We start from the raw sequence: 23855 nt of genomic DNA, 5'->3' as shown, positions 1-23855 counted from the left end.
ATCTGTGCATTGAGACTTCATCCATTATGTGTGACCAACGCCAAGTGAAACTGCCAAAATCAACGATTGCCAACGTGAAAATTTTTAACGCCAAATCCCTCCCGGCAGTGGCCGGTATCGCTTTGATGTCGCTTGGAGCCTGTGCGAAGGCACCAGCCCCATCAGGATATGATGACCCGCACGAGGTGAAGAACCGACGCACCCACGCAGCAAACGTGGATTTGGACAAGATTTTTGTCTCGCCGGCATCCAATGCTTACGGCGAAGTCCTGCCCCGGCCTGCGCGCGATGCGGTCGAACTGTTTTCCGACAATGCCGGACTTCCAGGCGTCGTGGCGAACAATATCCTTCAGGGCAACATCGAAGACGCCGCCCACAACGCTGTGCGCTTCTTGTTCAACAGCACGTTTGGCCTGTTGGGTATCTTCGATGTCGCGACCGATATCGGACTGGAAGAGCGTAAAAGCGACTTCGGGGAAACCCTGCATGTCTGGGGCGCGCCGGAGGGCGACTATGTGGTGCTGCCCTTCTTTGGTCCCTCGACCGAACGTGATGGTTTCGGCATATTGGTTGATTTTGTGCTGAACCCGCTAAGCCTGGCCTTGCCGACTGAGGTCAAGCACCTACCCAAGGCCGCGTATGTCCTGTCAAAATTTGGTGATCGCTACGCCTTTGGCGATACGATCGACGAATTTTACTATAGTGAAAGTGGCTACGAATTGATGCAGCTCTACTATCTGGATTCGCGCCGGTATGAACTGGGTATCGAAGTCGAAGACGACGAACTTGAGGATATTTATGATGCATATGATGGGTAACCGAACGTCACTGACACGTCGCGCCGTCCTGGGCGGAATCGGCGGGTTGTGTGTCTTGGCGACTTTTCCGGGCCGAGCCATGGCCGCAATCACGGCAGACAAGGCGGAAAGCCTGATTGGCAAAGTGGTCAGCGACATCAACGCGATCATCAATTCGGGCACTTCAGAAAGCGCCATGATTCAGCGTTTCGAAGGCGTGTTTGCGAAATACGCTGACGTGGATTTCATTGCGCTGTCTGCCCTTGGGCCGGATGGCAGGTCTGCCAGCGCCGCGCAGAAAAGCGCTTTCGTCAAGGCGTTCCGCAGCTATATCGCGCGCCGGTATGGCAGCCGGTTCCGCGAATTCGAAGGCGGTCGTATCGATGTCGTCAGCTCGAAAACGGTGAAGAGCCGCTTCGAGGTGCTGACAAAGACACAGCTGAAGGGCAAGTCACCCTTCGACGTTGTGTTCGTCGTGTCCGCAAAGAACGGCAAATTCATTGACATGCAGGTCGAAGGCATTTCGATCGTGAAGTCTGAACGCAAGGAAATCGGTGCGATGCTGGATCGGCGCAAAGGCGATCTGAACCAGTTGATCGCGGATCTTCAAGCGGGCTAAGCCGACTTGAAATCGAGAAGTACACACCCCCACGCGCCGCGTTGGGGGTGTTTTTTTGTTTTGGGTCCTGTGCGGCTCGAGACTAGTTTTTCTGGCCAAAGATCGACCGCAGCACGCCGATAAAGGCGTCCTCGACCGCTTCTTGCACGGTTTGCCCACCTTGACGCCCGTTGTCTTGGAACAGGCCGCCGTTTCGACCGTCCGAAGTCATGACATCGCCATCAAAGCGCGGAGCGCTGCCCGGGCGGATCATCGGAAGCGGACTTGGCACAAGCTCTGACTGGATGCGCACCATCGCCTCGTGCCACATCTCGGCGGGCAGTCCGCCGCCGGTGACGCCTTTCAAGGGAGTGTTGTCGTCATAGCCCATCCATACACCCATCACATATTCCGCGGTGAACCCAATAAACCACGCATCGCGGGACGAGTTCGTGGTGCCGGTCTTGCCTGCAATCTCTAGCCCGTCGATCTTTGCGCGACCACCGGTGCCGGCTTCGACCACGCGGCTCATCATATAGACCAGTTGTTGGGCTGCCTGTTGCGAAATCACGCGTTCGCCAATGCCGCCAGATTGCGTCATCAGCGGATCGTTTTCGCCGACAAGGCTAAGTTCTGTCAGGCCGTAGGGAATGACCGCGGACCCGCCGTTCAGAATGCCCGCAAAGGCCCCCGTGGTTTCAAGCAAGGTGCTTTCCGACGCGCCCAATGCCAACGCAGGCCCAGCGGCCAGATCGCTTTCAATGCCGAACATCGACGCGACACTACGCACCGCTTCCAGCCCCACATCTTCGGCCACTTTCACGGCGGGGATGTTCAGTGACCGGGCCAAAGCCTCGGTCAGGCTGACATTGCCATAGTGTTTGCGGGTATAGTTTTTGGGGCACCATTCGCCCGATCCGGGGACGTTTACGCAATAGGGTTCATCCAATATGAAATCATCCCAGCGATAGCCCATGTCCAACGCAGCCGCATAGACGAACGGTTTGAAGGCGGACCCGGTCTGGCGCTTGGCCTGCGTCGCCCGGTTGAAGGCACCTGTCACCTTGGTTTCACGCCCACCGACCATACCGCGCACGGCACCGTCTGAGCTCATCACCACAATCGCGGCTTCGGCTTTGGACCCGGACGAAACCTTGGTTGCAAAAATTTCGGCCATCGCGTCTTCCGCGGCGGTCTGGATGCGAGGGTCAAGCGTGGTCTTGATGATCACATCCTCTGTGGTCTTGCGCGTCAGAAAGGCAGGCAGGTCGCCCATGATCCAATCCGCGAAATAGCCGCCAGCTTGCGCTTTCGCGGCCCTCGACAGGGTTGCAGGGGCGGCTTGGTATTTCGCCGTTTCAGCGTCGCTCAGATAGCCCTGTTCGTTCATCAGGCGCAGCACGGTCGCTGCGCGATCCTGCGATCGCTTGAGGTTCGCAGTCGGCGCATAGATCGACGGTTTGGGCAGCATGCCCGCCAGCATTGCGGCCTGCGCCGGGTTCAGATCCGATGCCGGGATCGCGAAATACCGCTGGGCGGCCGCGTCAAACCCGTGCGACCCGGCGCCAAGATAGGCGCGGTTCAGATAGATCGTCAGGATCTCGTCTTTCGAGAACTTGGCCTCTAGCGCCAAGGCATAAATGGCTTCTTTGATTTTGCGCCGAAGCGAACCTTGCCGGCAATCCGCCTCATAGGCCGCTTCATTTTTCCACTGGTCGGGATCGTAGGGGACACCAAGGCAAAGCAGCTTTGCCACCTGCTGTGTCAACGTTGACCCGCCATGTCCGGACAAGGGTCCGCGCCCTTCGCTCAGGTTGATGCGAACGGCGCTGGCAATGCCGCGCGGGCTTAGACCAATGTGACCATAAAAGCGTTTATCCTCGCTTGCCACGACGGCGTTTTTCAGATCCGGGCTGACCGTTTGTGTCGTGATCGTGCGACCGCGCTGGTCGCCGCGCCAGGCATAGACCGCGCCGTAGCGGTCGAGGATCGTCACCGACCCCTTTGCGCGTCCGTCCAATAGCGCGTTCAGCTCCGGTATGGTCGAGGCGAAATAGAACACCGCGAGCCCGACGATCAACGCCACGACGACAGCCGCCTTCCATGTCAGACGCCAGATCAATCGCACGACCCAACCGATCAGGAAAATCGGCCAGCCAAGAATGCCCTTGGGACGTTGTGTGCGCCGTGTGCGTTTGGGCGCGGATTTGCGCGCCTTGCGCCGCACGGGCTTTTTCGCCGCCGGTTTCTTGGTCGAATGGCGTTTATCTGCCACCAATTTGGGGCGCTTTGGGCCGGATGGGCTCATGATACTGGTTCCGCGTCTGCTCGGTCGATCCAAATTAGCGAATCGTTTTCCTAGAGTGTAGCCCGTTCGACCGGGTCCTGCGACTTTTCGCGTTGTTCAAAAATTAGGCAGACCATTGTGCAGCCGCAGCATTTTTTGCGCAATGCCAGTTTTAGAGGTCGGCGAACCTCTGCCATCTCTATCCTTTATCCCTTCTTGCCCCGCTGAATGACCTCATAGGGCGCGCCTTATCAAGCGCGCCGTGGATGTGGGACAGAAAGGAAAAGGTTGTGAAGCTGATCATAGCAACGATCAAACCGTTCAAACTGGAAGAGGTGCGCGAAGCGCTGACCTCGGTCGGGGTGACGGGGATGATGGTCACTGAAATCAAAGGGTTCGGCGCGCAGTCGGGTCATACCGAAGTTTATCGCGGCGCAGAATACGCCGTGAATTTCCTGCCAAAACTGAAATTGGAAATCGTCGTGGGCGACGATCTGGCCCCTGACGTGGTCGAGACGATCGCGAAGTCAGCACATACCGGCAAGATCGGCGATGGCAAGATTTTCACTTTGGATGTTGGCGACGCTTTGCGCGTGCGCACCGGCGAAACCGGCTTGAACGCCCTTTGAGCGCGCGAAAGGAATGAAAATGACACGTAAATTTGCACTTACAACGGCCCTGCTGGCAACCATGCCCGGTTTGGCTATCGCGCAAGAGGTGAGCGGCGAGGCCGCAGCCCATACGCAGTTTATCCTGACATCGGTACTGTTCCTTTTGGGCGGTGTGCTGGTCTTCTGGATGGCGGCCGGGTTCGCCATGCTAGAGGCCGGTTTGGTCCGCTCCAAGAACGTGACCATGCAGCTGACCAAGAACATCGCGCTCTTTTCCATCGCGGCGATCATGTATTGGCTGTCGGGCTACGGGATTATGTATCCCGGCGATTGGTTGGTCGAAGGCTGGCTGGGACCGTTCTTCGCCGTGACCTCGCTTGATCCGGTTGGTGTTGCTGCGGAAGCCGTGGACGTCGGGTATGCCTCGGGCGCATCGGACTTCTTCTTCCAGTTGATGTTTTGCGCGACAACGGCCTCGATCGTGTCCGGCACCTTGGCAGAGCGCATCAAGCTGTGGCCCTTCCTTGCCTTCGTCGTCGTGCTGACCGGCTTCATCTATCCGATTGAGGCAAGCTGGCAGTGGGGCGGCGGTTGGTTGTCGGAGGCTGGTTTCTCGGACTTTGCAGGCTCGACTCTGGTGCACGCTGCGGGTGGCTTTGCCGCTTTGGCTGGCGCCCTGATCCTTGGACCGCGTCTTGGCAAATACAAAGACGGCCGCACAATTCCGATGCCGGGGTCCAACCTGACACTTGCAACGCTTGGCACGTTCATCCTGTGGCTGGGTTGGTTTGGCTTCAATGGTGGCTCGCAACTGGCGATGGGCACGATCTCGGATGTCTCGGACGTGGCGCGCATCTTTGCCAACACCAACATGGCGGCCGCGTCCGGTGCCATCGTGGCGATGGTGATGACACAGCTTTTGTTCAAAAAGGTCGACCTGACGATGACCTTGAACGGTGCGCTGGCAGGGCTGGTGTCTATCACTGCCGAACCGCTGGCCCCGTCACTGTTCCAGTCGCTGATCATTGGCGGCATCGGGGGTGCGATTGTGGTCTTCGTGGTCCCGCTGCTGGACAAATTGAAGATCGACGACGTGGTTGGTGCGATCCCGGTGCACCTTGTGGCGGGTTTCTGGGGAACGTTCATCGTGGCCTGGACCAACGCAGATGCCAGCTTCGGCACCCAGATCATGGGCTTCCTTGCCATCGGTATCTTCGTCTTCGTGGTCAGCTTCATCTTCTTCGGGGTCATCAAGGCCACGATAGGCCTGCGGGTCAGCGAAGAAGAGGAAGTCAACGGGCTGGACATGGCCGAAATGGGCATGGAAGCCTACCCGGAATTCACCAACGGGTAAGACAATAAACGCCGGGGGACAAACCCCCGGTCCACGCTGGCCGCGCAAATGCCAAGGCCAACAGGGTGGAAAAGGGGGCTGGAAGGTCCCCTTTTCTTTTTGTTTTGACTGCGAACGCTTTCTTGAACGACTGGATTGAGGCCAAGGGCGGATACGGATTTCCGGCGGCTGCTCGGTAAGGTATACTCCTTGGAGTGGAGGTGCGCAGATATGGCAGATATTTTGACACCCGAAGAGCGCCAGGAACTTCTAATCCCGTTGGGTGAAGCCGGATGGGGAGCGGTCCCGGACCGTGATGCAATCCGGAAAGTATATATCTTCCCTAATTTTGTAGAGGCGTGGGGCTGGATGTCCCGCGTAGCGATCTGGTGTGAAAAGTGGAACCATCACCCGGAATGGCTTAATGTCTATCGCACTGTCGATGTCACCTTGGCGACACATGATGTCGACGGTCTAAGCAATCTGGATATTAAGCTGGCGAAGAAAATGGACGCCCTCGCGGAGGCATCGAGCGGTGCAAGCTTTCAACCCGACCGTTCGGAGCCAATCGCCTGTCTGTGCAATCTGGACGCACGCGGTTGAGAACCAAGCGTTCAAAGCCTGATCGCAACAAGCTGAACCGGGCTCGCGCTTGGTATGCTGGACGGCGGCGCGGTCAATAGCGAAAGGCTGAACCGCTGAGAAACGGCTGGGGCCTAAACCCCAACCTTTACAATCGCCTCTGCCAGCAGGGGCACGGTCTCTTCATTCAACCCAGCAATGTTCATCCGCGAGTCGCCCACCATATAGATGCCATGATCAACACGCAGGGCCTCGACCTGTTCGGGCGTGGCGCCAAGGCGCGAGAACATGCCGCGGTGATCGGCGATGAAGCCGAAGCGGTCCGAGCCTGTGCGCGCGCGTAGCTCTCCTGCCAACGCCTCACGCAGGGACAACATGCCTTTGCGAACGTCCTCTAGTTCAGTCATCCACTCGGCTTTCAGCCCCTCATCCTCAAGGATCATGGTGACAAGGCGTGCACCGTGATCGGGCGGGAAGCTGAAATTCTGGCGGTTCAGGTGGGTCAGGTTTTGCTGCGTGATGCCAGCCTGCTCGGCGTTGTCCGAGATGCCGACCAGCAGCCCGGTCCGCTCGCGGTAGATGCCGAAGTTTTTCGAGCAGCTGGCCGCGATCATAGCCTCGGGCACTGTCTGCGCGATCAGGCGGACACCGGCGGCGTCTTCCTCCAGCCCGTCACCAAATCCCTGATAGGCGATGTCGATTAAAGGGGTTGCGCCCTTATCAACGATCAATGCGGCGACCTCTTTCCACTGGGGCAAGGTCAGGTTCGCACCGGTTGGGTTGTGGCAGCAGCCGTGCAGCAGCACCGCGTCACCTGCCTTGATGGCTTTCAGGTCTTCCATCATCCCGTCAAAATCAACCGCGCGGCTTTCATTGTCGAAATAGCGATACTCGGCCATCTTCATGCCCAGATGCTTGATGATCGACGGGTGGTTCGGCCATGTGGGCGCCGACAGCCAGATCGTGGCATCGGGCGACGCCATCTTGATCAACTCGACCGCTTGGTGGATCGCGCCAGTGCCGCCGGGCTGTGCGGCCATCGACAGGCGGTCAGCATCGACGCAATCGCCCAGCACCAGATTTGACAAAGCGCGCCCGAAAGCGGGATCTCCGGCCAGTCCGGTATAGGATTTTGTGCTTTCGAGATCCCACAACACCTTCTCGGCCGCCTTAACGGCACGCATCACCGGGGTCACGCCTTGCGCGTTCTTGTAAACACCGACGCCAAGGTCGATCTTACCGTCGCGCGGGTCTTCGCGGTATTGCTGCATCAGCGCCATGATCTTGTCTTTTGGCTGAGCTTTCAGCTTGGCGAACATTGTCTATTCTCCTGTTTCGACCTGTAGGTCGTTATACATACCCCATTCGGACCAGCTGCCGTCATAAATCGCATGGCGGTCATGGCCAATGCGCTCCAACGCCAGAGCAAGGATCGCGGCGGTGACCCCTGATCCGCAGCTAAGGATTGCGGGTTTTTCCAAGTTGACGGCTGCCGCTTCGAACGCTGCGCGGGTGGCTTCGGGGCTTTTCATCGTGCCGTCTGGGTTCAGAATATCACCGAAAGGCACGTTCTTCGAGTTCGGGATGTGACCCGACCGCAAACCTTCGCGCGGCTCGGGTGCGATGCCTCGAAAGCGATCTGACGACCGCGCATCAAGGATCTCGTAATCGCCCAGTTTCGAGGCCGCGGCGACCTGTGTCACGTCTTTCACCATATGAGCCTGCCGCACCACGGTCATGTGGCGGTCACGGACAACGGGTGGCATGTCTTCGACCGGGTGCCCTTCGGCCTGCCATTTCGGGAAGCCACCGTCCAGAACCGCAATGTCCTTGTGCCCCATCAGGCGGAACATCCACCAAACACGGGCAGAGGAAAACAGACCCATGCCATCATAAACCACAATCTGGTGACCATCCCCAACGCCCATGGCCCGCACCCGTGACATGAATTTTTCCACCGGGGGCATCATGTGCGGCAGGTCAGACCGCAGGTCGGCGATCTCGTCGATATCGAAATATCGTGCACTCGGGATATGCGCCGCATCGTATTCGGCGCGCGCGTCCCGACCCATGTCGGGCATATACCAACTGGCATCCAGGATGCGCAGGTCTGGGTCTTTCAGATGCTTGGCAAGCCAGTCGGTCGAAACCAGCGTTTTCGGGTCGCTATGCGGCATGACTTTCCCTCCGGTCAGTTTGCCATATCTGCCTAGTGCGCAAGGCAAGGTTTCGCAAGACTGCGCGCGCAAACATGTCAAACCCGGCATGAAAAACGGGGGGCACTGCCCCCCGGTTTCCGCGATTACATCCGTTTGGTGGTTTTTTACTTGGCCATCATGTTGCGGATGACGCCGACAATCGCCAGAACCACGCCGCCGCCCACGCCGCCCGAGGCGACCTGACCAAGGATTGCGCCGATATCAAGCCCGCCTGCACCGGCCGCGTCCGCCACGCCACCTGCGCCCAGCATCGACAGGATCGTGCCGCCAAGGCCGCCGCCCACGATCCCCGAAATCGAGTTGATCAACGTGCCTTGGTTCAAGTTTTTCAACAACCCGCCGGCCACGTTGCCGCCAACAGCCCCCGACACAAGATTGATAAGCAGTGCTTCCATGTTCTGTTCCCTTTTCCAACGGGCTTTGTTCATTTCGTTGCCCGAACAGCCCTTTTCCCAGCACAGGCATCAGAGCACGCGGGACCAAGCCCGATTAAGGGGAAAGTTGCGGGGGTGTCCCCCTTATCTTGCCGTCACTCAGCGGTGGGCGCCCGCCTCAACGCATCATCCAGAGCTTCACGAAAACGCGCTCTGTCGGCCTTGGAAAACGCGCGCCCCCCGCCTTGCCGAAACGGGTCGGCTGCCCGCAGGTCCGTCATCAGATCGCGCATCGCCAACTGTTCGCGAACATTGGCTTGGGTGAAACGCTCACCATTGTGACGCAGGACTTGGGCGCCGGCTTCGACGCATTTGGCGGCCAAGGGGATGTCTCCGGTCACCACGACATCGGCCGGCCCGGCACGATCGGCGATCCACATGTCAGCGACATCCGGTCCGTCGGGAACATAGATCATTTCGACAAGTGGGTTTTGCGAAGGGCGCAGCCCCCCGTTCGAGACCAGCAAGAGCTTGGTTTTGTGGCGCGTGGCGACGGCCTCGGCCTCGGATTTGACCGGGCAGGCATCGGCATCGACATAGACCACCATCGCCGCTTAGGCCCAGAGCGCTTCAGCGTGGAAGGCGATATGGTCTTCCATGAAGCTCGACACAAAGAAATAGCTGTGGTCATAGCCCGGTTGCAGTCTGAAGTTTGCCTGTTGGCGGTGGCGGGCGATGGCGTGGGCCAGGGCTTCGGGTCGAAGAAGGTCGACAAACTGGTCTTTGGTGCCGGTGTCGATCAGCATCGGACCGTCAAAGCCGCGCTGCGCCATCAACAGGCTGGCGTCGTAGGCGCTCCAATCGGCGTCGTCTTCATCGCCCAGATAAGCCTCGAATTGCTTGCGGCCCCAATCGGAGGCGATCGGGTTGCAGATCGGGGAAAAGGCCGACACGGACCGAAACCGTTCGGGCAGGGTCATTGCAATGGTCAGTGCGCCGTGACCACCCATCGAATGCCCGGTGATGCCCTGACGCTCGGGGTCCAGCGCGAACTTGTCAAAGACAAGCGCGGGCAGGTCTTCGGTCACATAATCCCACATCTGGAACTGTGCAGCCCACGGGTCTTGGGTGGCGTTCACGTAAAAGCCTGCGCCTTGTCCAAGGTCATAGTCTTCGTCATCAGGCACATGATCGCCGCGCGGGCTGGTGTCGGGAAAGATCAGGGCGATACCCTGTTCCGCCGCCCACCCCTGCGCCCCCGCTTTGGTCATGGCGTTTTCATGAGTGCAGGTCAGGCCAGACAGATACCACACAACCGGCACAGGGCCATCTTGTGCCTCGACCGGTTGAAACAGCCCGAAGGTCATGTCTGTGCCGGTTGCCGCTGACGCATGGCGATAGACCCCTTGAGTGCCTCCAAAGCAGGCGTTTTCAGAGAGTGTTTCCATCTGGCTGGTCCTTTCTGACATGTCTGGATGAGCTAACTAGACACGGGGCGACAAGGCAATGGGGAATGCGCGGATAAAGAAGCAGATCATCCCCACTGACCAGAACACACCGCCCAGGTAATAGAAATGTGCAGGATCGCCGGTCCAGTCCGCAGTGACGCGCAGCACCGCACCGATATGTAGAAAGTTCAGGAAGACACGGTCAAAGCGATTGCCCTCGATCGGGCGGCCAGAATGTCCCAGAAGCGCGCGCAGCATGACGATGACGGTAATCGTTCCGATCGCCCCCACACCAAGTGCGTGATGAACCTGACCGATATTTGCCACATCCGTCAGCGACGCCATTGCCAAAAGCGCCATCGACAGCGGCAGCCACGCATAGCCTGCGTGCTGCGCAAACAAGAGCGGCTCAGACGTCACCGCAAAGCCGCGCCACCGCGACAGGCGCAGCGCAAGGGCGATGGTGGCCAGCGCGGCAAGTGTGCCCGTCGCGGTCTGGGCACCAAGAGTGATCCAGCTTGCCGCCGCAGCAGCACTTAGCCCGATGGCGGCTTGATCAACGGGGCCGAAGGCTGCGGGCAGGTTGTCTTCACCACGCTTTTTCAGCCAGTTGCGACTGAACGCAGGGGTCACGCGGCCCCCAATGTGAACCATCAGCATAAAGGCCAACGCGAACCCCATGGTCAGGCCAAGCTCGGCATCTGCCATCAGAAAAATAGCCTGCGCCAGCCCCATACCAAGCACGACCAAAGCGACGATATAGTTGCGACGGTTTCGCGCGGCGATCAGCTCGCGCAGGGCCAGAAGGGCCACGATGGGAAGAAACGCCAAGGCGACAGTATGAGACAGAGCGCCTTCGGGCGCGGCAAACATCGCGATACGGGCGGTCAGCCACAGGGCAAACAAACCCGCCACTGATTTCGGCCCCAAGGCAGGGCGACCAGCCCAATTGGGGATTGCCGTGAACAAGAACCCGGCCAGAGCTGCGGGAAGATAGCCCCACAGCATCTCGTGCTGGTGCCAGAGCAACGGGTCGTTCATCCGCTCTACCAGTCCGGCATGATAGATCAGCCAGATCGGAATGGCGGTGCCGGCGAACAGCGCGGTGAATGGGAAGAACAGGCGATATGCGCCGGTCAGTAGCGTCATGGGATAATCCAGGCAAGAATGGCGGAGACGGTTAGAATTGAAGCCAAAGTCGATATCAGGATTGATGCCGAGACGCGCTGAGGGGCCACGCCATAGTGCTGCGCCAAGATATAGACATTGCCCGCCACCGGCAGACCCGCAGCAGCGACCATCACGGTGGCGGCAAAGGGCTCTACGTCAAATACGAAAAAGGCCAATACACCCACGGCCAAAGGGTGCAGGATCAACTTGGCGAAGGACAACCATGCCGCAACGCTGACCCGCTCGGCTGATTTGGCGGCGAGGGATGCGCCGATGGCGAACAGAGCACCGGGGGTCGAGGCGCCGGACAAGATGTCCAGAAATCGGTTGACCGGTTCGGGCAAGGCCCAACCTGACGCTGACCATGCAAAGCCAAGCGCCATCGAGACGATCATCGGGTTGGTGATCAAACCCTTGGCAACTGTGCCCAACACGGCCGGGCTGACCCGCCCGTCACGTGATCCGGTGATCAGGATGACGATCAGACTGCCAAACAGGAACAAATCAACGGCAAGCACCAGCATGACAGGGCCAACGGCAGCTTCGCCCATCAACAGCGCGAGCATCGGCACGCCCAGAAATCCGGTGTTGCCGATGACCGCGCATTGGGCTTCGACGGCCGCTTCTTCAAGCCCGCGCTTGCGCAATAGCGCGACGGTCGTGGCCAGCAGATAAACCGCCCCGCCACCAAGCGCATAGGCCCAGATAAAGGGCCAAGAGATGACCTCGGACAAGCTCAGGTTGGCCGCAAAGCGAAACAGCATCGCTGACAGGGCGAAGTAGAACACAAAACGTGTCAGATAGGCGGTTGCCTCGGGCGGGAAAAACCCGCGAGCGGCGGCGCCGAAGCCCAGTCCGATGAGCGCGAAGAAGGGCAGAGTTTGCAGCAAAACGTCGATCATGTTGCAGCCCTAGCATGGGGGATGGCGCTTGGCGAGATGTGCCTGCGTCGGGCCGGGTCTTGAAGATCGAATGGTGTTGGAATGGCCGCTAGGGCGGGCCGAGAGGCGGCATGCGCTGGGCGGTTTTGCGGCTATCCGCCCCCGATAATCACCCCAGCTGCAAAGACCAATGCACCGCCCACAACGACTTGCAGTGTGGCCCGCCAGAAGGGCGTTTGCATAAACCGGTTCTGGATCCACACAATTGCCCAAAGTTCGACGAAAACAACAAGAAGCGCGATGGTGGTTGCGGTCCAGAAATCTGTGATCAGATACGGCAATGCGTGCCCTAATCCGCCAAGCGTTGTCATGATCCCGGACGCAAACCCACGTTTCACCGGGCTGCCACGGCCAGAAAGCTCTCCGTCATCTGACGCCGCTTCGGTGAAGCCCATCGATATGCCCGCCCCGACGCTTGCGGCAAGGCCAACAAGGAAGGTCGTGTGCGTGTCGTGAGTCGCAAACGCGGTGGCAAAGATCGGCGCAAGGGTTGAGACAGAGCCATCCATCAATCCGGCCAGTCCCGGCTGAACCCAAGTCAGCACAAACTGGCGGTGCGCGTCGGCGTCCTCTTCCGATCGGGCATCGCCAGCAAGGTGCTCGGCTTCAAGTTGGCCAGCCACGTTGCCGTGATCGGCCTCGGCGGCGGCCAGATCCCCTAGCAGCTTGCGCGTGCTAGCGTCGCTGGTGCGATCTGCTGCTTTGCGATAAAACTGTTCGGCTTGGCGCTCCATCTCGCGGGCTTCGCCGCGGATGGTTTCAAGACCAAGGTTTTCAACCAGCCAGACCGGGCGGCGGGCATAGAAGCCGGCAACATGTTCGCGCCGGATCAGCGGGATAACATCCCCAAAGCGCGACGTGTGCGCGTCGATCAGAAGGCGGCGATGTTCGTCCTCTTCCTCGGCCATGCCGTCGAAGACTTTTGCCGAAGCGGGAAAATCAGCGCGCAGGCTTTCCGCATACTGGCGATAAATCCGCGCGTCGTCTTCTTCGTTGGAAATGGCCAGCGCAAGGATTTCCTGTTCGGACAGATCCGAGAAACGACGACGATTTAGAGTGCCGGACAGCATGCAAAAGCTCCTAAATTAGAACGGTTCTAATTTAGGGAAAATGCAGCTTTATGCAACCCTGCATTTTGCCGCTGGAAAGGTCGCGCAAGGGTCGGGAAAACCCCTCCCTTGCGGCTCATTTTCGGACCGGATCAATACAGAACGACACCGCGGATGCTTTCGCCCGCATGCATCAGATCAAACCCTTTGTTGATGTCGTCCAGTCCCATCGTATGGGTGATCATCGGGTCGATCTCAATCTTGCCGTCCATGTACCAATCGACGATCTGCGGCACGTCCGTGCGACCGCGCGCACCGCCAAACGCCGTGCCGCGCCAGACGCGACCGGTGACCAGTTGAAAGGGGCGGGTGGAAATTTCAGCCCCGGCGGGCGCGACGCCGATGATGACGCTTTCGCCCCATCCCTTGTGCGCGCTTTCCAACGCCGTGCGCATGACGCCCACATTGCCGGTGGCGTCGAACGTATAGTCTGCACCGCCGCCCGTCAGGTCGACCAAATGCGCGACCAGATCACCGTCGACCTTTGAGGGGTTCACGAAATGGGTCATGCCGAACCGGGTCGCCATGTCGACTTTGTTGTCGTTCAGGTCCACACCGACGATCTGATCCGCACCTGCAAGGCGCAGGCCCTGCAACACGTTCAGACCGATGCCGCCCAAACCAAAGACAATGGCGGTTGAACCGATTTCGACTTTGGCGGTGTTGATTACAGCCCCAATGCCCGTCGTCACACCGCAACCGATATAGCAAATCTTGTCGAAGGGCGCGTCCTTGCGCACTTTCGCCAGTGCAATCTCGGGCAGGACGGTGTGATTGGCGAAGGTCGAACAGCCCATGTAGTGCAGGATCGGCGTGCCATCCAGCATCGAGAACCGGCTGGTGCCATCGGGCATCAGGCCCTGGCCCTGGGTTGTGCGGATCGACTGGCACAGGTTCGTCTTCGGGTTAAGGCAGTATTCGCATTCGCGGCATTCCGGCGTGTAAAGCGGGATCACGTGATCGCCAACCTCAAGCGAGGTAACACCCGGCCCGACCTCGATCACGACGCCGGCCCCTTCGTGACCAAGGATTGCGGGGAAAAGCCCTTCGGGGTCAGCACCTGACAGGGTAAACAGATCGGTATGACAGAGGCCGGTGGCCTTGACTTCGACCAGAACCTCGCCCGCTTTCGGGCCTTCAAGGTTCACCTCCATGATCTCAAGGGGTTTACCGGCTTCGACGGCAACGGCGGCACGGGTGCGCATTGTGTATACTCCTGTTCAATCTAAGGGGTAGATTGCTGGAAAGAGGGCGCAGTTTCAACAGCTCAGCCGACAGGCTCTTGCCACATCACGACATTGCAGCGCAAATGGTGGGATGAGACACAGATATTTGACCCTGCCCATCATCGCCCTGCTGGCAGCGTGCCAGCCCGGTGCCCGCGATGAACCACGACCCGTTGATCTGACACCGCGTTGCGGGGCTGACCGACTGCGTGGTTTGATCGGTCAGGACGCCGCCACGTTGCGCGAGGTTGATCTGCCGCGCGTCACGCGTGTGGTGCGACCCGGCATGGCGCTGACCATGGATTATCGCCCGGACCGGCTGAACATCTCGATCGACGAAAATGGAATCATCGACCGCGTTTGGTGCACCTGAGCGCCCGATCCCAATGCCGCACAAAAAAGGCGGGAATGCCGCAAGGCGCCCCGCCTGATTAGGCTCAGCCGTCGCTGGCTTACTTGCGATAGTCGCGGTGACAGGCCTTGCAGGTGCCGCCAACTTGACCTAGCGCGGCGCCCAGAGATGCCGTGTCGGTGATGGTCGGTGCGCTTTTGGCTGCGACCACCATGTCTTCGGATTTCTTGACAAAGTCGTCGAAGTTTTCCCAGATGGCGGGCAATGCCTCGGTCGCGGGATCGGGTTCATTTGCTTCGAATTTCGCGGGGATCAGCACGCCTTTTTCAGCCATGATCGCCAACGCGGCGTTGGCCTTGTCCGCGTCAAACGGAATCTCGTTCTTGGCCATGCCGGCCAGCGTCTTCATGCCCCCACCAATGGCTTTCATCGTTTCCATTCGTTCGATTACGACGGGGTTTGTCGCGTCTTCGTGCGCCAGAAGTGGCCCGGCAAGCGGGGCGCTGGCTATCAGGGCAATCAATGTCGTTCTCAACAATTTCATCCGTAATCCTTTCGCGTCGAGGGCTGTATTCCAGCGATCTTACGCGGTGGCGTGGAAAATCAAAATGACAGGATTGTGATCGGCAGGTTTTGCAGGTCGCTGTGCCCTACAGGGCGTGGATGCCGCCCAGTATCATATCGGAAACCAGATCCGCGTATTCCTCGCGGCTTAGCCCTTTGCCGGGATGATTCCACATGTAATACCAGTTCAAAATTCCAAAAACCGACATGGTGACAGCGCGCAGATTGCGGTTGCCACTGAAGGCACCTGGAGCCTCTTTCTGCAGTGCCGCCCCCATCATTTCGATCAGCCGACGCTGTAGCGCAATCAATGGCGCCTGTTGTTCGGCTTCCAGAACCCCAAGGCTGTCAAGTTGAAGCTTATGTTCTGCATCGGCGCCCTTGTAGGCTTGCAGGATTGCCCGCACGAGCCCCCTAAGCCCATCAGTTTCGGGCGCAGCTTCTACCTGATTGACCAAGGTTGACAGGTGGGTGTCGAGGATATCGAACAGCAGCGCTTCCTTGCTGTCATAATAGTGATAGATCAGCGCTTTCGATACACCGCAATGCCTTGCCGCCGCCGTCATCGAGGCGCGGTCAAAGCCGTGTTCCGCGAAATAGGCAGCCGCCCCTTTGCGGATGGCCGAACGCTTTTCTTCGTGGTCGCGCGCGATCCCTCGTGGCATGCGCTACTCCTTCGGGCGGTTGTCGACGACCCTTACCGCTTTCCCTTCGCTGCGCGCAACCTTGCCACCTTCGGTGACATGCACCTTGGCGCTGACACCGACGTTGGATTTGATTTTGGCCGACAAGGTGCGTGCGGCTGCTTCAGCGCCGTCTTGCGACAGGCCGTCTGCCATTTCCACGTAAACATGCATTTCGTCCATGCGACCCGGGCGGACCAGCTCGATCTGGAAATGGGGGCTAAGGGCCGGCACATCCATCAACTGTTCTTCGATCTGGGTCGGGAAGACATTGACGCCGCGCAGAATGATCATGTCATCGGACCGCCCGGTGATCTTCTCCATCCGCCGCATGGAGCGCGCCGTTCCCGGCAAAAGGCGGGTCAGGTCACGGGTGCGGTATCGGATGATCGGGAAGCCTTCCTTGGTCAGCGAGGTGAAGACCAGCTCGCCCAATTCGCCATCTTCGACCACCTCGCCGGTGTCGGGGTTGATGATCTCGGGATAGAAGTGGTCTTCCCAGATGTGCAGCCCATCCTTGGTTTCAACGCATTCGTTGGCGACGCCCGGCCCGATCACTTCGGACAGGCCATAGATGTCGACCGCATGCATGTCGAAGGCGTCCTCGATCTCGCGGCGCATGTTGTTGGTCCATGGCTCGGCGCCGAAAATGCCGACCTTCAGCGGGCTTTTGCGTGGGTCCAGACCTTGCTTGGCGTATTCGTCCAGAATGGACAACGCGTAGGACGGCGTCACGGTGATACCATCGGCGCGGAAGTCTTCGATCAGACGCACCTGGCGTTGCGTCATGCCGCCGGACACCGGCACCACGGTCAGTCCCAACGCCTCGGCCCCGCCATGCACGCCCAGACCACCGGTGAACAGGCCATAGCCATAGGCGTTGTGCAGCACGTCACCGGGCCGCAGACCCGAGGCCCGCATGCAGCGCGCCACAACCGTGGACCACATCGCCAGATCGTTCTTGGTATAGCCGACCACGGTGGGTTGCCCGGTCGTGCCCGAGCTTGCGTGAACGCGCGCAATCTCACCACGTGGGACGGCAAACAGGCCGAACGGATAGTTGTCGCGCAGGTCTTGCTTCACCGTGAACGGAAATTTCGCCAGATCCGAAAGCGATTTCAGATCATCCGGGTGCACGCCCGCGTCGTCAAAGCTTTTGCGATAGAACGGCACGTTGTCATAGGCATGTTTCAGCGACCATTTCATGCGCTTCAGCTGAAGTGCGGCGATTTCGTCGCGTGACGCGATTTCAATCGGGTCAAGGTCTTGCTTGCGAGGGGTCAGGTCTTTCATGTTGGTCCTCCGTCGGGGGCGCATGCCCGTCGCGTTTCAGCTGTCGTCTTCAAAATGGGTGCCGGAAATTTGGCGTGAATGGCCGCGAAACTGCGCGATGACACGCCTGTCCGTGCCGGTGACCACGACATCATAGATCCCGGATCGCCCGGCGCGACTGACCTCGGTCGCTTGTGCCACCAGTGTTTCGCCCAGCTTTGCCGGGGCCAGATAGGTGATCGAATTGTGCTGGGCCACGACGCGGGTGTTGTAGCTGTTGCAGGCAAAGGCGAAGGCGCTGTCTGCGAGGGTAAAGATGAATCCGCCGTGGCAGATACCATGCCCGTTCGACATCTCGTCGCGCACGGTCATCGACATCTCGGCACGGCCCGGTGCGATCTGGTCCAGCGACATCCCCAATCCCTGCGAGGCCGGGTCATCGTCCCACATCACGCGGGCGGCGCGTTCTGCACGGTCTTGTGGCGTCATGTTCCCCCCTGAGCTATGCAAAGAGGATGCATAAAGCTGACCGTTCGGTCAATAGTGTTGTGGATCGGTCTCGCGTGACATCAAGCCAAACACGCGGCCCGCGTCCATCAGGCGTGCAAAGGCGATGGCACAGCGTTCTGTGCTTGGTTTGCTTTTCAGTGAGTTAGGCCCAAATGGTAGCCCCGGTGCCGCTAACTGGGTGGGGGCTGTTATGTGCGGCACCGGGTGAGCTTTCGCTCGCTACATCATCACCTATCGCTGCCTAACGCGGCGTCAAAAGGGAATGGATGTGAAAACAAGTGTCAATATTTGCGGCCAAAGTTGGGCAGGGATTGATTTGTTAATCATAGAACGGCACTCTGAAAGGATGAACATGCAGCACATGACGCCGCGTTCGGGTCCTGGCAAGCCAGTCGATCAGGTCGTTTTCAACCGCACCGAGCTTGGCGCGATTATGGGGCTTTACGGGCGTATGGTCGCGGCCGGTGAATGGCGCGACTATGGCATGAGCTTCCTAAACGAGGTGGCCGTCTTTTCCGTATTCAGGCGCACGGCGGAACACCCGCTTTATCGGATCGAAAAGCGCCCCAAGCTGCGCAACCGGCAGGGACAATATGCGGTGATCGGGATGGATGGTCGCATATTGAAACGTGGGGCTGATCTGCGCGCCGTGCTCAGGGTTTTGGAACGCAAGCTTATCCGGGCGGTGGACTGACCCCAGCCTGCAACCGCTAGAGGCGTTTTCGTGCAGTCACCGGCCCGTCGCCCTGCGCGGCAATGCGGGTGATCGCATCTTCAATATTTTCATAGGCGACAGCCATATGGTGCACGTTGGCGTGTATCATGCGGGCCTTGTCCACAACCATCGCGACATGACCTTTCCAGAACAAAAGATCTCCGCGCTCAAGCGGTGAACTTTCGGGAATGCTATGCCCCAGCGCGACTTGCATGTCGCTGTCTGCGGGGCACGAATGCCCGCCCGCCAGCAATGCCGTCTGGACAAGACCCGAACAGTCGATCCCCGCCCGTGAATTGCCGCCCCACAGATAGGGTGTGCCCAAGAACAGTTCGGCAATGGCGACGATGTCGTCGCAGACCTCACCGATTGGGGTTAGGTGAACCATCGGGATGAACGCGTCGCTATCCGTTCTGGCGAACCGTCCTGAGGTTCCGACAACGGTCACATGCGCCCCAAGCGACAGCGTGTCGGCCTCACGGCATTTGAAATCCGGCTCAGGGTATAAATGCGTTCCCAAGCTGTTGACCCGATGCGTGGCCGCGAAATCGTCGGTCAAGCTGGACAGCGCGACATAGCCGACATAGCCGTCGCGCTCTGCCTGGATGAACGCATGACCGTCCGAAGCATCCAGCTCCAGCACACGTTCGCCGAAAAGCGCTTGCCGATTGCGCGCGCCAAAAGGGCTGCGTAAAATGTCAGCGACGCTGGTTCCGACACGTCGCCAGCGCCCTTCGGTGAAGGCCGGGGCGTCCACCTTGCCCCGCAGGCTTTCGTGGGCGATCCGGGCGTTGGCGGGGGTCAGGCGGGCATCCATCACAGGTCCAACAAATCTGGAAGGGCCGCCAGAAGCGCGCGCGCACCCATGCCAACACCACCTTTTGGCCGGGCTGGCGCCGCGGTCGGGTTCCAGCCATAGATGTCGAAATGCACATATCGCGGCGTGTCGGTCACAAACCGTCGCAGGAACAATGCAGCCGTGATTGAGCCTGCAAACCCGCCCTTCGGGGCGTTGTCCAGATCCGCGATACCAGGTTCGATCAACGCGTCATACGGGTCCCAGAATGGCAGCTCCCACACCGGGTCTGCTGCATTTCGCGCGCCCCCTCGGATTGCATCTGCATCTGCGTCACGGGTGGCATAGAAAGGCGACAGATCTGGGCCGACGGCCACGCGTGCAGCCCCCGTTAGGGTCGCCATAGAGATCAGCAGATCCGGCGTTTCCTCGTCCGCCAAGGCCAGCGCATCGGCCAAGACCAACCGGCCTTCGGCGTCGGTGTTGTTCACCTCTACGGTCAGTCCCTTGCGAGAGGTCAGAATATCGCCGGGGCGGAAGGCATTGCCGGCCACCGCATTTTCAACCGCCGGGATTAGCACGCGCAGCTGCAGCTTAAGGCCAAGCGACATGATCATCTGTGCAAGCCCCAGAACGGTCGCGGCCCCGCCCATGTCTTTCTTCATCAACCCCATCGAGGCACCGGGCTTCAGGTTCAGCCCGCCGGTATCAAAGCAGACCCCCTTGCCAACCAAGGTCAGGGTCGGACCCGTGTCGCCCCAGCGCATATCAATCAACCGTGGCGCGCGGCTGGCGGCGCGCCCGACGGCGTGGATCATCGGCAGGTTCTTATCCAACAAAGCCGCGTCCTTGGTGACCGTGACCGTTGCACCGAAGCGCTGAGCCAGTGTGCCGATTGCCGCCTCAAGTTCGTCCGGGCCCAAGTCTTCGGTTGGAGTGTTGATCAAGTCACGGGTCAATGCCTCGGCAGAGGCGATGGCCTCAACCCGGCTGGCATCCACCCCGTCGGGGGCGACCAGCATGGCTTTGGGTGGCTTCTGGGCGGCGTAGCGGTCGAAACGATAGCCTTCAAGCAGCCAGCCCAAGGCCGCTTCTTCAAGGGCCAGGGCGTCAAGTGAATGCTGCAGCCGATAGGTGCCGCCGGGCAGCTTCGCCCTTGCGCCGGCCAGTCCGAACCGGGTGCGCGCGCGCGATTTTTCGTCCCCGTTTCCGATCAGCGCCAGTTCGGGACTGCCGCTGTCATCGTGCAGCACCAAAGCGGTGCCCAACGCACCCGAAAAGCCGTTTGCCGCAGCCCATTTGCGGGCCCGATTCGGCAAAGAGGCCAAAGCAGCGTCGTCGCTTTCATTGATCACGATAAGCGGGATCGCGTCGGGCGTGTCGGGTGCGAAAGTCAGGGTCATTTTTGCCTCGGGTCAATTGAGCTGACCCCAGACTAACGCCAATATACGCCGCCGCAAGGTCCAGAAGACCGGGCGCTCCATTGTCCCTAAAGTGACATGTCCTGAAGGTCCCAGACGGCGATCAAGCTGCGTTCGCCAATCCGTCCCAGCCGCGCAAGTGTCGCGCTGAAGCCGGCAACGTCGTTTCCCTGTGCCAGATCAAGCACATCGCGCGCCACACGCCCAAGACTGGTCATGCCGATCTTGTTGGCGATCGCAATCAGGTGACGGACCCCTTCGCACAGCAAATCTGTTTGACCGCGCGCGTTTGCCTTTTGCACACCCGCAAGCGCAACCGCCAAATCTTCGAGCGATTGATTGATTTCCTTGTCGGCGCGTGCTGGTCCCATTTGCACAAAAAGCGTTTCCAATTGCCCGCGATCCAATCGCACAGCTTCCACATGTTTCATTTTTACGATGTCAGACACCTGCTTACCCCTGAATTCAAACCCTCTGATTGAGGATTGTGACGTAACGGTCTCAAGAAATCGTATATCGATGCAGCAAAATTTTCTCGAATTTCACGGGATTGCAGCCTACATACGATGGAACGCCTACAGGAGGATCTTATGGAACGTGCGCAACCGCTGCCAACTTATCTTGCTCAACGCTATCAGGGCTGGAAAGCCACAGGATATGCAGAAAACAAAGCTTGGTATCGCCGCTTGGCAGAAGAAGGACAGCATCCGCGCGCCATGGTGATTTCGTGCTGTGATTCGCGCATTCATGTGACCGCCATTTTCGGCGCGGATCAGGGCGAGTTCTTTTTGCACCGCAATATCGCGAACCTCGTGCCGCCATATGCGCCGGACGGGGACTATCACGGAACATCGGCGGCAGTTGAATATGCTGTGAAGGCGCTGAAAGTGGCCCATCTGATCGTGCTGGGTCATTCGACCTGCGGCGGTGTGAAAGGGTTTCACGATATGTGCCACGGCCGCGCGCCTGAACTGGCCGAGAAAACTTCGTTCATTGGCCGCTGGATGGACATTCTGCGCCCCGGTTATGAACGTCTTGGCGGCAATGATGCCGAGATTGACGGCGCGATGCTGGAAAAAGAGGCCGTCAAGGTGTCAATGGACAACCTGATGACCTTCCCCTTCGTGCGCGACGCGGTTGAGGCTGAAAAGCTGTCCCTGCACGGGTTGTGGAACGATATTGGTGAAGGTGGACTGGAGTATTACGACGCCAAAACCGATTCCTTCCTGCCCGTCTAAGCAAAGGGTCGGCGGTTGTTTCGCGCTTTCCTTTCGCAACGCGTCGGAACGGCAATTGCCTTGTTCGCCCGGCTTGTTACGGCAGTGCGCGGGGTGTGGCACGGCGTGGATCCTGTGCCACATCAACGCATCTATTTTGCGAACCACACCTCGAATGGTGACTTCGTTCTGATCTGGACGGTTCTGCCCCCAGCCCTTCGCGCCCGGACCCGGCCCGTCGCCGGGTCGGATTACTGGCTGACGAACAAGTTGAAAACCTTCATTGGGCGCGAGGTCTTCAACGCCGTGTTGATCGACCGAAACCGTGACACACGCACCAATGACCCGGTCACACAGATGGTGTCCGCCCTTGATGATGGCGCCAGCCTGATCTTGTTTCCCGAAGGCACGCGCAACATGACCGATGAACCATTGTTGCCCTTCAAGCCCGGCCTTTTCCATCTGGCGCAGGCCCGATCCAAGGTCGAGCTTGTCCCGACATGGATCGAAAACCTGAACTCGGTGATGCCGAAGGGAAAGGTGATCCCGGTGCCTCTTTTGTGTTCCGTGACCTTCGGCGCCCCTCTTGAGGTTGTTGCAGGCGAAGACAAGGCCGCCTTTCTGGCGCGTGCCCAAGTGGCACTGGCCGAGCTTGCGCAGGAGGCCGCGCGATGATCGTCCATGCCGAATTCACCAAGCTGCTGACCGGCGTTTTTGCCATTTTGGTGGTCGCCACCGTGATCGGACAGATCCTGAAAGCCCGCCTTGGCGCCGAAAATAACGTGGTCGAAAACCTTGTCGCCCGGATCAACGCATGGTGGGGGATGGTTGTGCTGCTGGCGCTGGCGATGCTGGGCGGGCAGGCGGGCGTCGTGATCCTGTTCGCGCTGCTCAGCTTTGCGGGGCTGCGCGAGTTTCTGACGTTGACCGCCAAACGGCGTGCAGATCACTGGGCGCTGGTGGTCAGTTTCTTCGTGATCCTGCCGGTGCAATACGTGCTGATCTGGGTGGATTGGTATGGCATGTTCTCGGTCTTCATCCCGGTCTATGCCTTTCTTCTTCTACCCATCGTCATCGCCGTCCAAGGCGATACCGACGGATACCTGACCCGCGTCGCCGAAACCCAGTGGGGTCTGATGATCTGCGTGTTCGCGGCCAGCCACGTGCCCGCACTTCTGTCGCTGAATATCCCCGGATATGAAGGCAAGAACGTGCTTCTGGTCGCCTTCCTTGTGGTCGTGGTGCAGCTATCGGATGTGCTGCAATATGTCTGGGGCAAGCTCATCGGTCGCCACAAGATCGCGCCGCACCTGTCACCCTCTAAAACGTGGGAGGGGTTTGTGGGCGGGGTCGCCAGCGCTTCGGCCGTCGGGGCGGGGCTTTGGTGGATGACCCCCTTCACCCCGCTCGAGGCCGCTGGTCTGGCCTTGGTCATTACGCTGATGGGGTTCTTTGGCGGGCTTGTGATGTCCGCCATCAAACGCGACAAGGGTGTGAAGGACTGGGGCCACCTGATCGCAGGGCATGGTGGGTTCATTGATCGGCTGGATAGCGTGGTCTTCTCTGCCCCGGTCTTCTTTCATCTGACCCGCTATTTCTGGTCGGTCGCCTAATCGGAAAGCAACGTCGC

General features: G+C 59.4%; 26 protein-coding genes and 1 pseudogene. 10 read left to right on the top strand and 17 right to left on the bottom strand.

What is annotated here, in order from left to right; genetic code table 11:
• Positions 1-74 precede the first annotated feature (74 nt).
• Together Q0864_RS09630 and Q0864_RS09625 are read left to right on the top strand one after the other, a co-directional pair.
• Positions 75-818 (top strand): VacJ family lipoprotein, encoded by a 744-nt coding sequence (locus Q0864_RS09630; protein WP_298568584.1) that lies wholly within the window; start codon positions 75-77, stop codon positions 816-818.
• A 79-nt stretch (positions 819-897) separates the two neighbouring features.
• Positions 898-1416 carry an ABC transporter substrate-binding protein gene (locus tag Q0864_RS09625; protein WP_298568581.1) on the top strand — a complete coding sequence of 173 codons (519 nt, stop codon included), beginning with the start codon at positions 898-900 and terminating at the stop codon, positions 1414-1416.
• A gap of 82 nt (positions 1417-1498) precedes the next feature.
• On the opposite strand, the gene Q0864_RS09620 is transcribed toward Q0864_RS09625, so the two are convergent.
• Complete coding sequence (locus Q0864_RS09620; RefSeq protein WP_298568578.1) at positions 1499-3703, bottom strand: transglycosylase domain-containing protein; 2205 nt, start codon at positions 3701-3703, stop codon at positions 1499-1501.
• 269 nt (positions 3704-3972) lie between these two features.
• Here Q0864_RS09620 and Q0864_RS09615 point away from each other — a divergent pair, with 269 nt between their 5' ends.
• The 3 genes and pseudogenes from Q0864_RS09615 to Q0864_RS09605 form a co-directional block, all read left to right on the top strand.
• Positions 3973-4311, top strand: coding sequence for a P-II family nitrogen regulator (locus Q0864_RS09615; protein WP_298568576.1), 339 nt, complete (start codon positions 3973-3975; stop codon positions 4309-4311).
• Positions 4312-4330: 19 nt separating this feature from the next.
• On the top strand, positions 4331-5647 hold the full coding sequence (gene amt / locus Q0864_RS09610; RefSeq protein WP_298568574.1) for an ammonium transporter: 1317 nt from the start codon (positions 4331-4333) through the stop codon (positions 5645-5647).
• Positions 5648-5857: 210 nt separating this feature from the next.
• Positions 5858-6145, top strand: a pseudogene (locus tag Q0864_RS09605) (4a-hydroxytetrahydrobiopterin dehydratase); the annotation flags it as partial.
• A gap of 197 nt (positions 6146-6342) precedes the next feature.
• On the opposite strand, the gene Q0864_RS09600 reads toward Q0864_RS09605, so the two are convergent.
• The 9 genes from Q0864_RS09600 to Q0864_RS09560 form a co-directional block, all read right to left on the bottom strand.
• Positions 6343-7527 carry an amino acid aminotransferase gene (locus Q0864_RS09600; RefSeq protein ID WP_298568572.1) on the bottom strand — a complete coding sequence of 395 codons (1185 nt, stop codon included), beginning with the start codon at positions 7525-7527 and terminating at the stop codon, positions 6343-6345.
• 3 nt (positions 7528-7530) lie between these two features.
• A complete protein-coding gene (gene sseA, locus Q0864_RS09595) occupies positions 7531-8385 on the bottom strand; it encodes a 3-mercaptopyruvate sulfurtransferase (protein ID WP_298568569.1) in 855 nt (284 codons plus the stop codon).
• Positions 8386-8531: 146 nt separating this feature from the next.
• Positions 8532-8822 carry a hypothetical protein gene (locus Q0864_RS09590; RefSeq protein WP_298568566.1) on the bottom strand — a complete coding sequence of 97 codons (291 nt, stop codon included), beginning with the start codon at positions 8820-8822 and terminating at the stop codon, positions 8532-8534.
• Between the two features lie 134 nt (positions 8823-8956).
• Positions 8957-9409: a YaiI/YqxD family protein gene (locus Q0864_RS09585; RefSeq protein WP_298568563.1), complete on the bottom strand. Its 453-nt coding sequence runs from the start codon at positions 9407-9409 to the stop codon at positions 8957-8959.
• Between the two features lie 6 nt (positions 9410-9415).
• A complete protein-coding gene (gene fghA / locus Q0864_RS09580; RefSeq protein WP_298568560.1) occupies positions 9416-10249 on the bottom strand; it encodes an S-formylglutathione hydrolase in 834 nt (277 codons plus the stop codon).
• 36 nt (positions 10250-10285) lie between these two features.
• Entirely contained in the window at positions 10286-11398 is a 1113-nt protein-coding gene (locus Q0864_RS09575; RefSeq protein ID WP_298568558.1) for an NnrS family protein, read from the bottom strand.
• On the bottom strand, positions 11395-12321 hold the full coding sequence (locus Q0864_RS09570; protein WP_298568555.1) for an AEC family transporter: 927 nt from the start codon (positions 12319-12321) through the stop codon (positions 11395-11397). The genes Q0864_RS09575 and Q0864_RS09570 overlap by 4 nt, the downstream gene beginning before the upstream one ends.
• A gap of 131 nt (positions 12322-12452) precedes the next feature.
• Complete coding sequence (gene mbfA / locus Q0864_RS09565) at positions 12453-13430, bottom strand: iron exporter MbfA (RefSeq protein ID WP_298568552.1); 978 nt, start codon at positions 13428-13430, stop codon at positions 12453-12455.
• Positions 13431-13561: 131 nt separating this feature from the next.
• On the bottom strand, positions 13562-14674 hold the full coding sequence (locus tag Q0864_RS09560; protein ID WP_298568549.1) for an S-(hydroxymethyl)glutathione dehydrogenase/class III alcohol dehydrogenase: 1113 nt from the start codon (positions 14672-14674) through the stop codon (positions 13562-13564).
• Between the two features lie 112 nt (positions 14675-14786).
• Here Q0864_RS09560 and Q0864_RS09555 point away from each other — a divergent pair, with 112 nt between their 5' ends.
• Complete coding sequence (locus Q0864_RS09555) at positions 14787-15068, top strand: I78 family peptidase inhibitor (protein ID WP_298568546.1); 282 nt, start codon at positions 14787-14789, stop codon at positions 15066-15068.
• A gap of 79 nt (positions 15069-15147) precedes the next feature.
• On the opposite strand, the gene Q0864_RS09550 is transcribed toward Q0864_RS09555, so the two are convergent.
• The 4 genes from Q0864_RS09550 to paaI all read right to left on the bottom strand — a co-directional run bounded on the left by Q0864_RS09550 (position 15148) and on the right by paaI (position 18055).
• Positions 15148-15591 carry a cytochrome c gene (locus Q0864_RS09550; protein ID WP_298568543.1) on the bottom strand — a complete coding sequence of 148 codons (444 nt, stop codon included), beginning with the start codon at positions 15589-15591 and terminating at the stop codon, positions 15148-15150.
• Positions 15592-15697: 106 nt separating this feature from the next.
• Complete coding sequence (locus tag Q0864_RS09545) at positions 15698-16276, bottom strand: TetR/AcrR family transcriptional regulator (RefSeq protein ID WP_298568540.1); 579 nt, start codon at positions 16274-16276, stop codon at positions 15698-15700.
• 3 nt (positions 16277-16279) lie between these two features.
• The gene (gene paaK / locus Q0864_RS09540) at positions 16280-17587 is read right to left on the bottom strand and encodes a phenylacetate--CoA ligase PaaK (RefSeq protein WP_298568538.1); all 1308 of its coding nucleotides are present in this window, start codon (positions 17585-17587) and stop codon (positions 16280-16282) included.
• Between the two features lie 36 nt (positions 17588-17623).
• Positions 17624-18055, bottom strand: coding sequence for a hydroxyphenylacetyl-CoA thioesterase PaaI (paaI, locus tag Q0864_RS09535; protein WP_298568536.1), 432 nt, complete (start codon positions 18053-18055; stop codon positions 17624-17626).
• Between the two features lie 367 nt (positions 18056-18422).
• Here paaI and Q0864_RS09530 point away from each other — a divergent pair, with 367 nt between their 5' ends.
• Positions 18423-18770 (top strand): DUF2794 domain-containing protein, encoded by a 348-nt coding sequence (locus tag Q0864_RS09530; protein ID WP_298568533.1) that lies wholly within the window; start codon positions 18423-18425, stop codon positions 18768-18770.
• A gap of 16 nt (positions 18771-18786) precedes the next feature.
• On the opposite strand, the gene Q0864_RS09525 is transcribed toward Q0864_RS09530, so the two are convergent.
• The 3 genes from Q0864_RS09525 to Q0864_RS09515 form a co-directional block, all read right to left on the bottom strand.
• Complete coding sequence (locus tag Q0864_RS09525) at positions 18787-19608, bottom strand: NlpC/P60 family protein (RefSeq protein ID WP_298568530.1); 822 nt, start codon at positions 19606-19608, stop codon at positions 18787-18789.
• Positions 19608-20990, bottom strand: coding sequence for a leucyl aminopeptidase family protein (locus tag Q0864_RS09520; RefSeq protein ID WP_298568528.1), 1383 nt, complete (start codon positions 20988-20990; stop codon positions 19608-19610). The genes Q0864_RS09525 and Q0864_RS09520 overlap by 1 nt, the downstream gene beginning before the upstream one ends.
• Before the next feature lie 86 nt (positions 20991-21076).
• Positions 21077-21457, bottom strand: a complete 381-nt coding sequence (locus tag Q0864_RS09515) for a hypothetical protein (RefSeq protein ID WP_298568526.1) — start codon at positions 21455-21457, stop codon at positions 21077-21079.
• 141 nt (positions 21458-21598) lie between these two features.
• On the opposite strand from Q0864_RS09515, the gene Q0864_RS09510 reads away from it, so the two are divergent.
• Genes Q0864_RS09510 through Q0864_RS09500 form a run of 3 tightly spaced genes read left to right on the top strand, consistent with a single transcriptional unit; the run spans position 21599 to position 23838 of the window.
• The gene (locus Q0864_RS09510; protein WP_298568524.1) at positions 21599-22246 is read left to right on the top strand and encodes a carbonic anhydrase; all 648 of its coding nucleotides are present in this window, start codon (positions 21599-21601) and stop codon (positions 22244-22246) included.
• Between the two features lie 15 nt (positions 22247-22261).
• Positions 22262-22900, top strand: a complete 639-nt coding sequence (locus tag Q0864_RS09505; RefSeq protein ID WP_298568523.1) for a lysophospholipid acyltransferase family protein — start codon at positions 22262-22264, stop codon at positions 22898-22900.
• Entirely contained in the window at positions 22897-23838 is a 942-nt protein-coding gene (locus tag Q0864_RS09500) for a phosphatidate cytidylyltransferase (RefSeq protein ID WP_298568521.1), read from the top strand. Before Q0864_RS09505 ends, Q0864_RS09500 begins: the two co-directional genes overlap by 4 nt.
• The last annotated feature ends 17 nt before the right edge of the window (positions 23839-23855 follow it).

The organism is uncultured Aliiroseovarius sp. (assembly GCF_947497285.1).
GTDB lineage: Bacteria > Pseudomonadota > Alphaproteobacteria > Rhodobacterales > Rhodobacteraceae > Aliiroseovarius.
This window is presented reverse-complemented; position numbering and strand designations above follow the sequence as displayed.

Excerpts from the sequence above, each read along its gene's own strand:
- Q0864_RS09625 (WP_298568581.1), top strand. The coding sequence starts at position 898 with ATGGCCGCAATCACGGCAGACAAGGCGGAAAGCCTGATTGGCAAAGTG.
- Q0864_RS09620 (WP_298568578.1), bottom strand. The coding sequence starts at position 3,703 with ATGAGCCCATCCGGCCCAAAGCGCCCCAAATTGGTGGCAGATAAACGC.
- amt (WP_298568574.1), top strand. The coding sequence starts at position 4,331 with ATGACACGTAAATTTGCACTTACAACGGCCCTGCTGGCAACCATGCCC.
- Q0864_RS09600 (WP_298568572.1), bottom strand. The coding sequence starts at position 7,527 with ATGTTCGCCAAGCTGAAAGCTCAGCCAAAAGACAAGATCATGGCGCTG.
- sseA (WP_298568569.1), bottom strand. The coding sequence starts at position 8,385 with ATGCCGCATAGCGACCCGAAAACGCTGGTTTCGACCGACTGGCTTGCC.
- Q0864_RS09590 (WP_298568566.1), bottom strand. The coding sequence starts at position 8,822 with ATGGAAGCACTGCTTATCAATCTTGTGTCGGGGGCTGTTGGCGGCAAC.
- Q0864_RS09585 (WP_298568563.1), bottom strand. The coding sequence starts at position 9,409 with ATGGTGGTCTATGTCGATGCCGATGCCTGCCCGGTCAAATCCGAGGCC.
- fghA (WP_298568560.1), bottom strand. The coding sequence starts at position 10,249 with ATGGAAACACTCTCTGAAAACGCCTGCTTTGGAGGCACTCAAGGGGTC.
- Q0864_RS09575 (WP_298568558.1), bottom strand. The coding sequence starts at position 11,398 with ATGACGCTACTGACCGGCGCATATCGCCTGTTCTTCCCATTCACCGCG.
- Q0864_RS09570 (WP_298568555.1), bottom strand. The coding sequence starts at position 12,321 with ATGATCGACGTTTTGCTGCAAACTCTGCCCTTCTTCGCGCTCATCGGA.
- mbfA (WP_298568552.1), bottom strand. The coding sequence starts at position 13,430 with ATGCTGTCCGGCACTCTAAATCGTCGTCGTTTCTCGGATCTGTCCGAA.
- Q0864_RS09560 (WP_298568549.1), bottom strand. The coding sequence starts at position 14,674 with ATGCGCACCCGTGCCGCCGTTGCCGTCGAAGCCGGTAAACCCCTTGAG.
- Q0864_RS09555 (WP_298568546.1), top strand. The coding sequence starts at position 14,787 with ATGAGACACAGATATTTGACCCTGCCCATCATCGCCCTGCTGGCAGCG.
- Q0864_RS09550 (WP_298568543.1), bottom strand. The coding sequence starts at position 15,591 with ATGAAATTGTTGAGAACGACATTGATTGCCCTGATAGCCAGCGCCCCG.
- Q0864_RS09545 (WP_298568540.1), bottom strand. The coding sequence starts at position 16,276 with ATGCCACGAGGGATCGCGCGCGACCACGAAGAAAAGCGTTCGGCCATC.
- paaK (WP_298568538.1), bottom strand. The coding sequence starts at position 17,587 with ATGAAAGACCTGACCCCTCGCAAGCAAGACCTTGACCCGATTGAAATC.
- paaI (WP_298568536.1), bottom strand. The coding sequence starts at position 18,055 with ATGACGCCACAAGACCGTGCAGAACGCGCCGCCCGCGTGATGTGGGAC.
- Q0864_RS09530 (WP_298568533.1), top strand. The coding sequence starts at position 18,423 with ATGAACATGCAGCACATGACGCCGCGTTCGGGTCCTGGCAAGCCAGTC.
- Q0864_RS09525 (WP_298568530.1), bottom strand. The coding sequence starts at position 19,608 with ATGGATGCCCGCCTGACCCCCGCCAACGCCCGGATCGCCCACGAAAGC.
- Q0864_RS09520 (WP_298568528.1), bottom strand. The coding sequence starts at position 20,990 with ATGACCCTGACTTTCGCACCCGACACGCCCGACGCGATCCCGCTTATC.
- Q0864_RS09510 (WP_298568524.1), top strand. The coding sequence starts at position 21,599 with ATGGAACGTGCGCAACCGCTGCCAACTTATCTTGCTCAACGCTATCAG.
- Q0864_RS09500 (WP_298568521.1), top strand. The coding sequence starts at position 22,897 with ATGATCGTCCATGCCGAATTCACCAAGCTGCTGACCGGCGTTTTTGCC.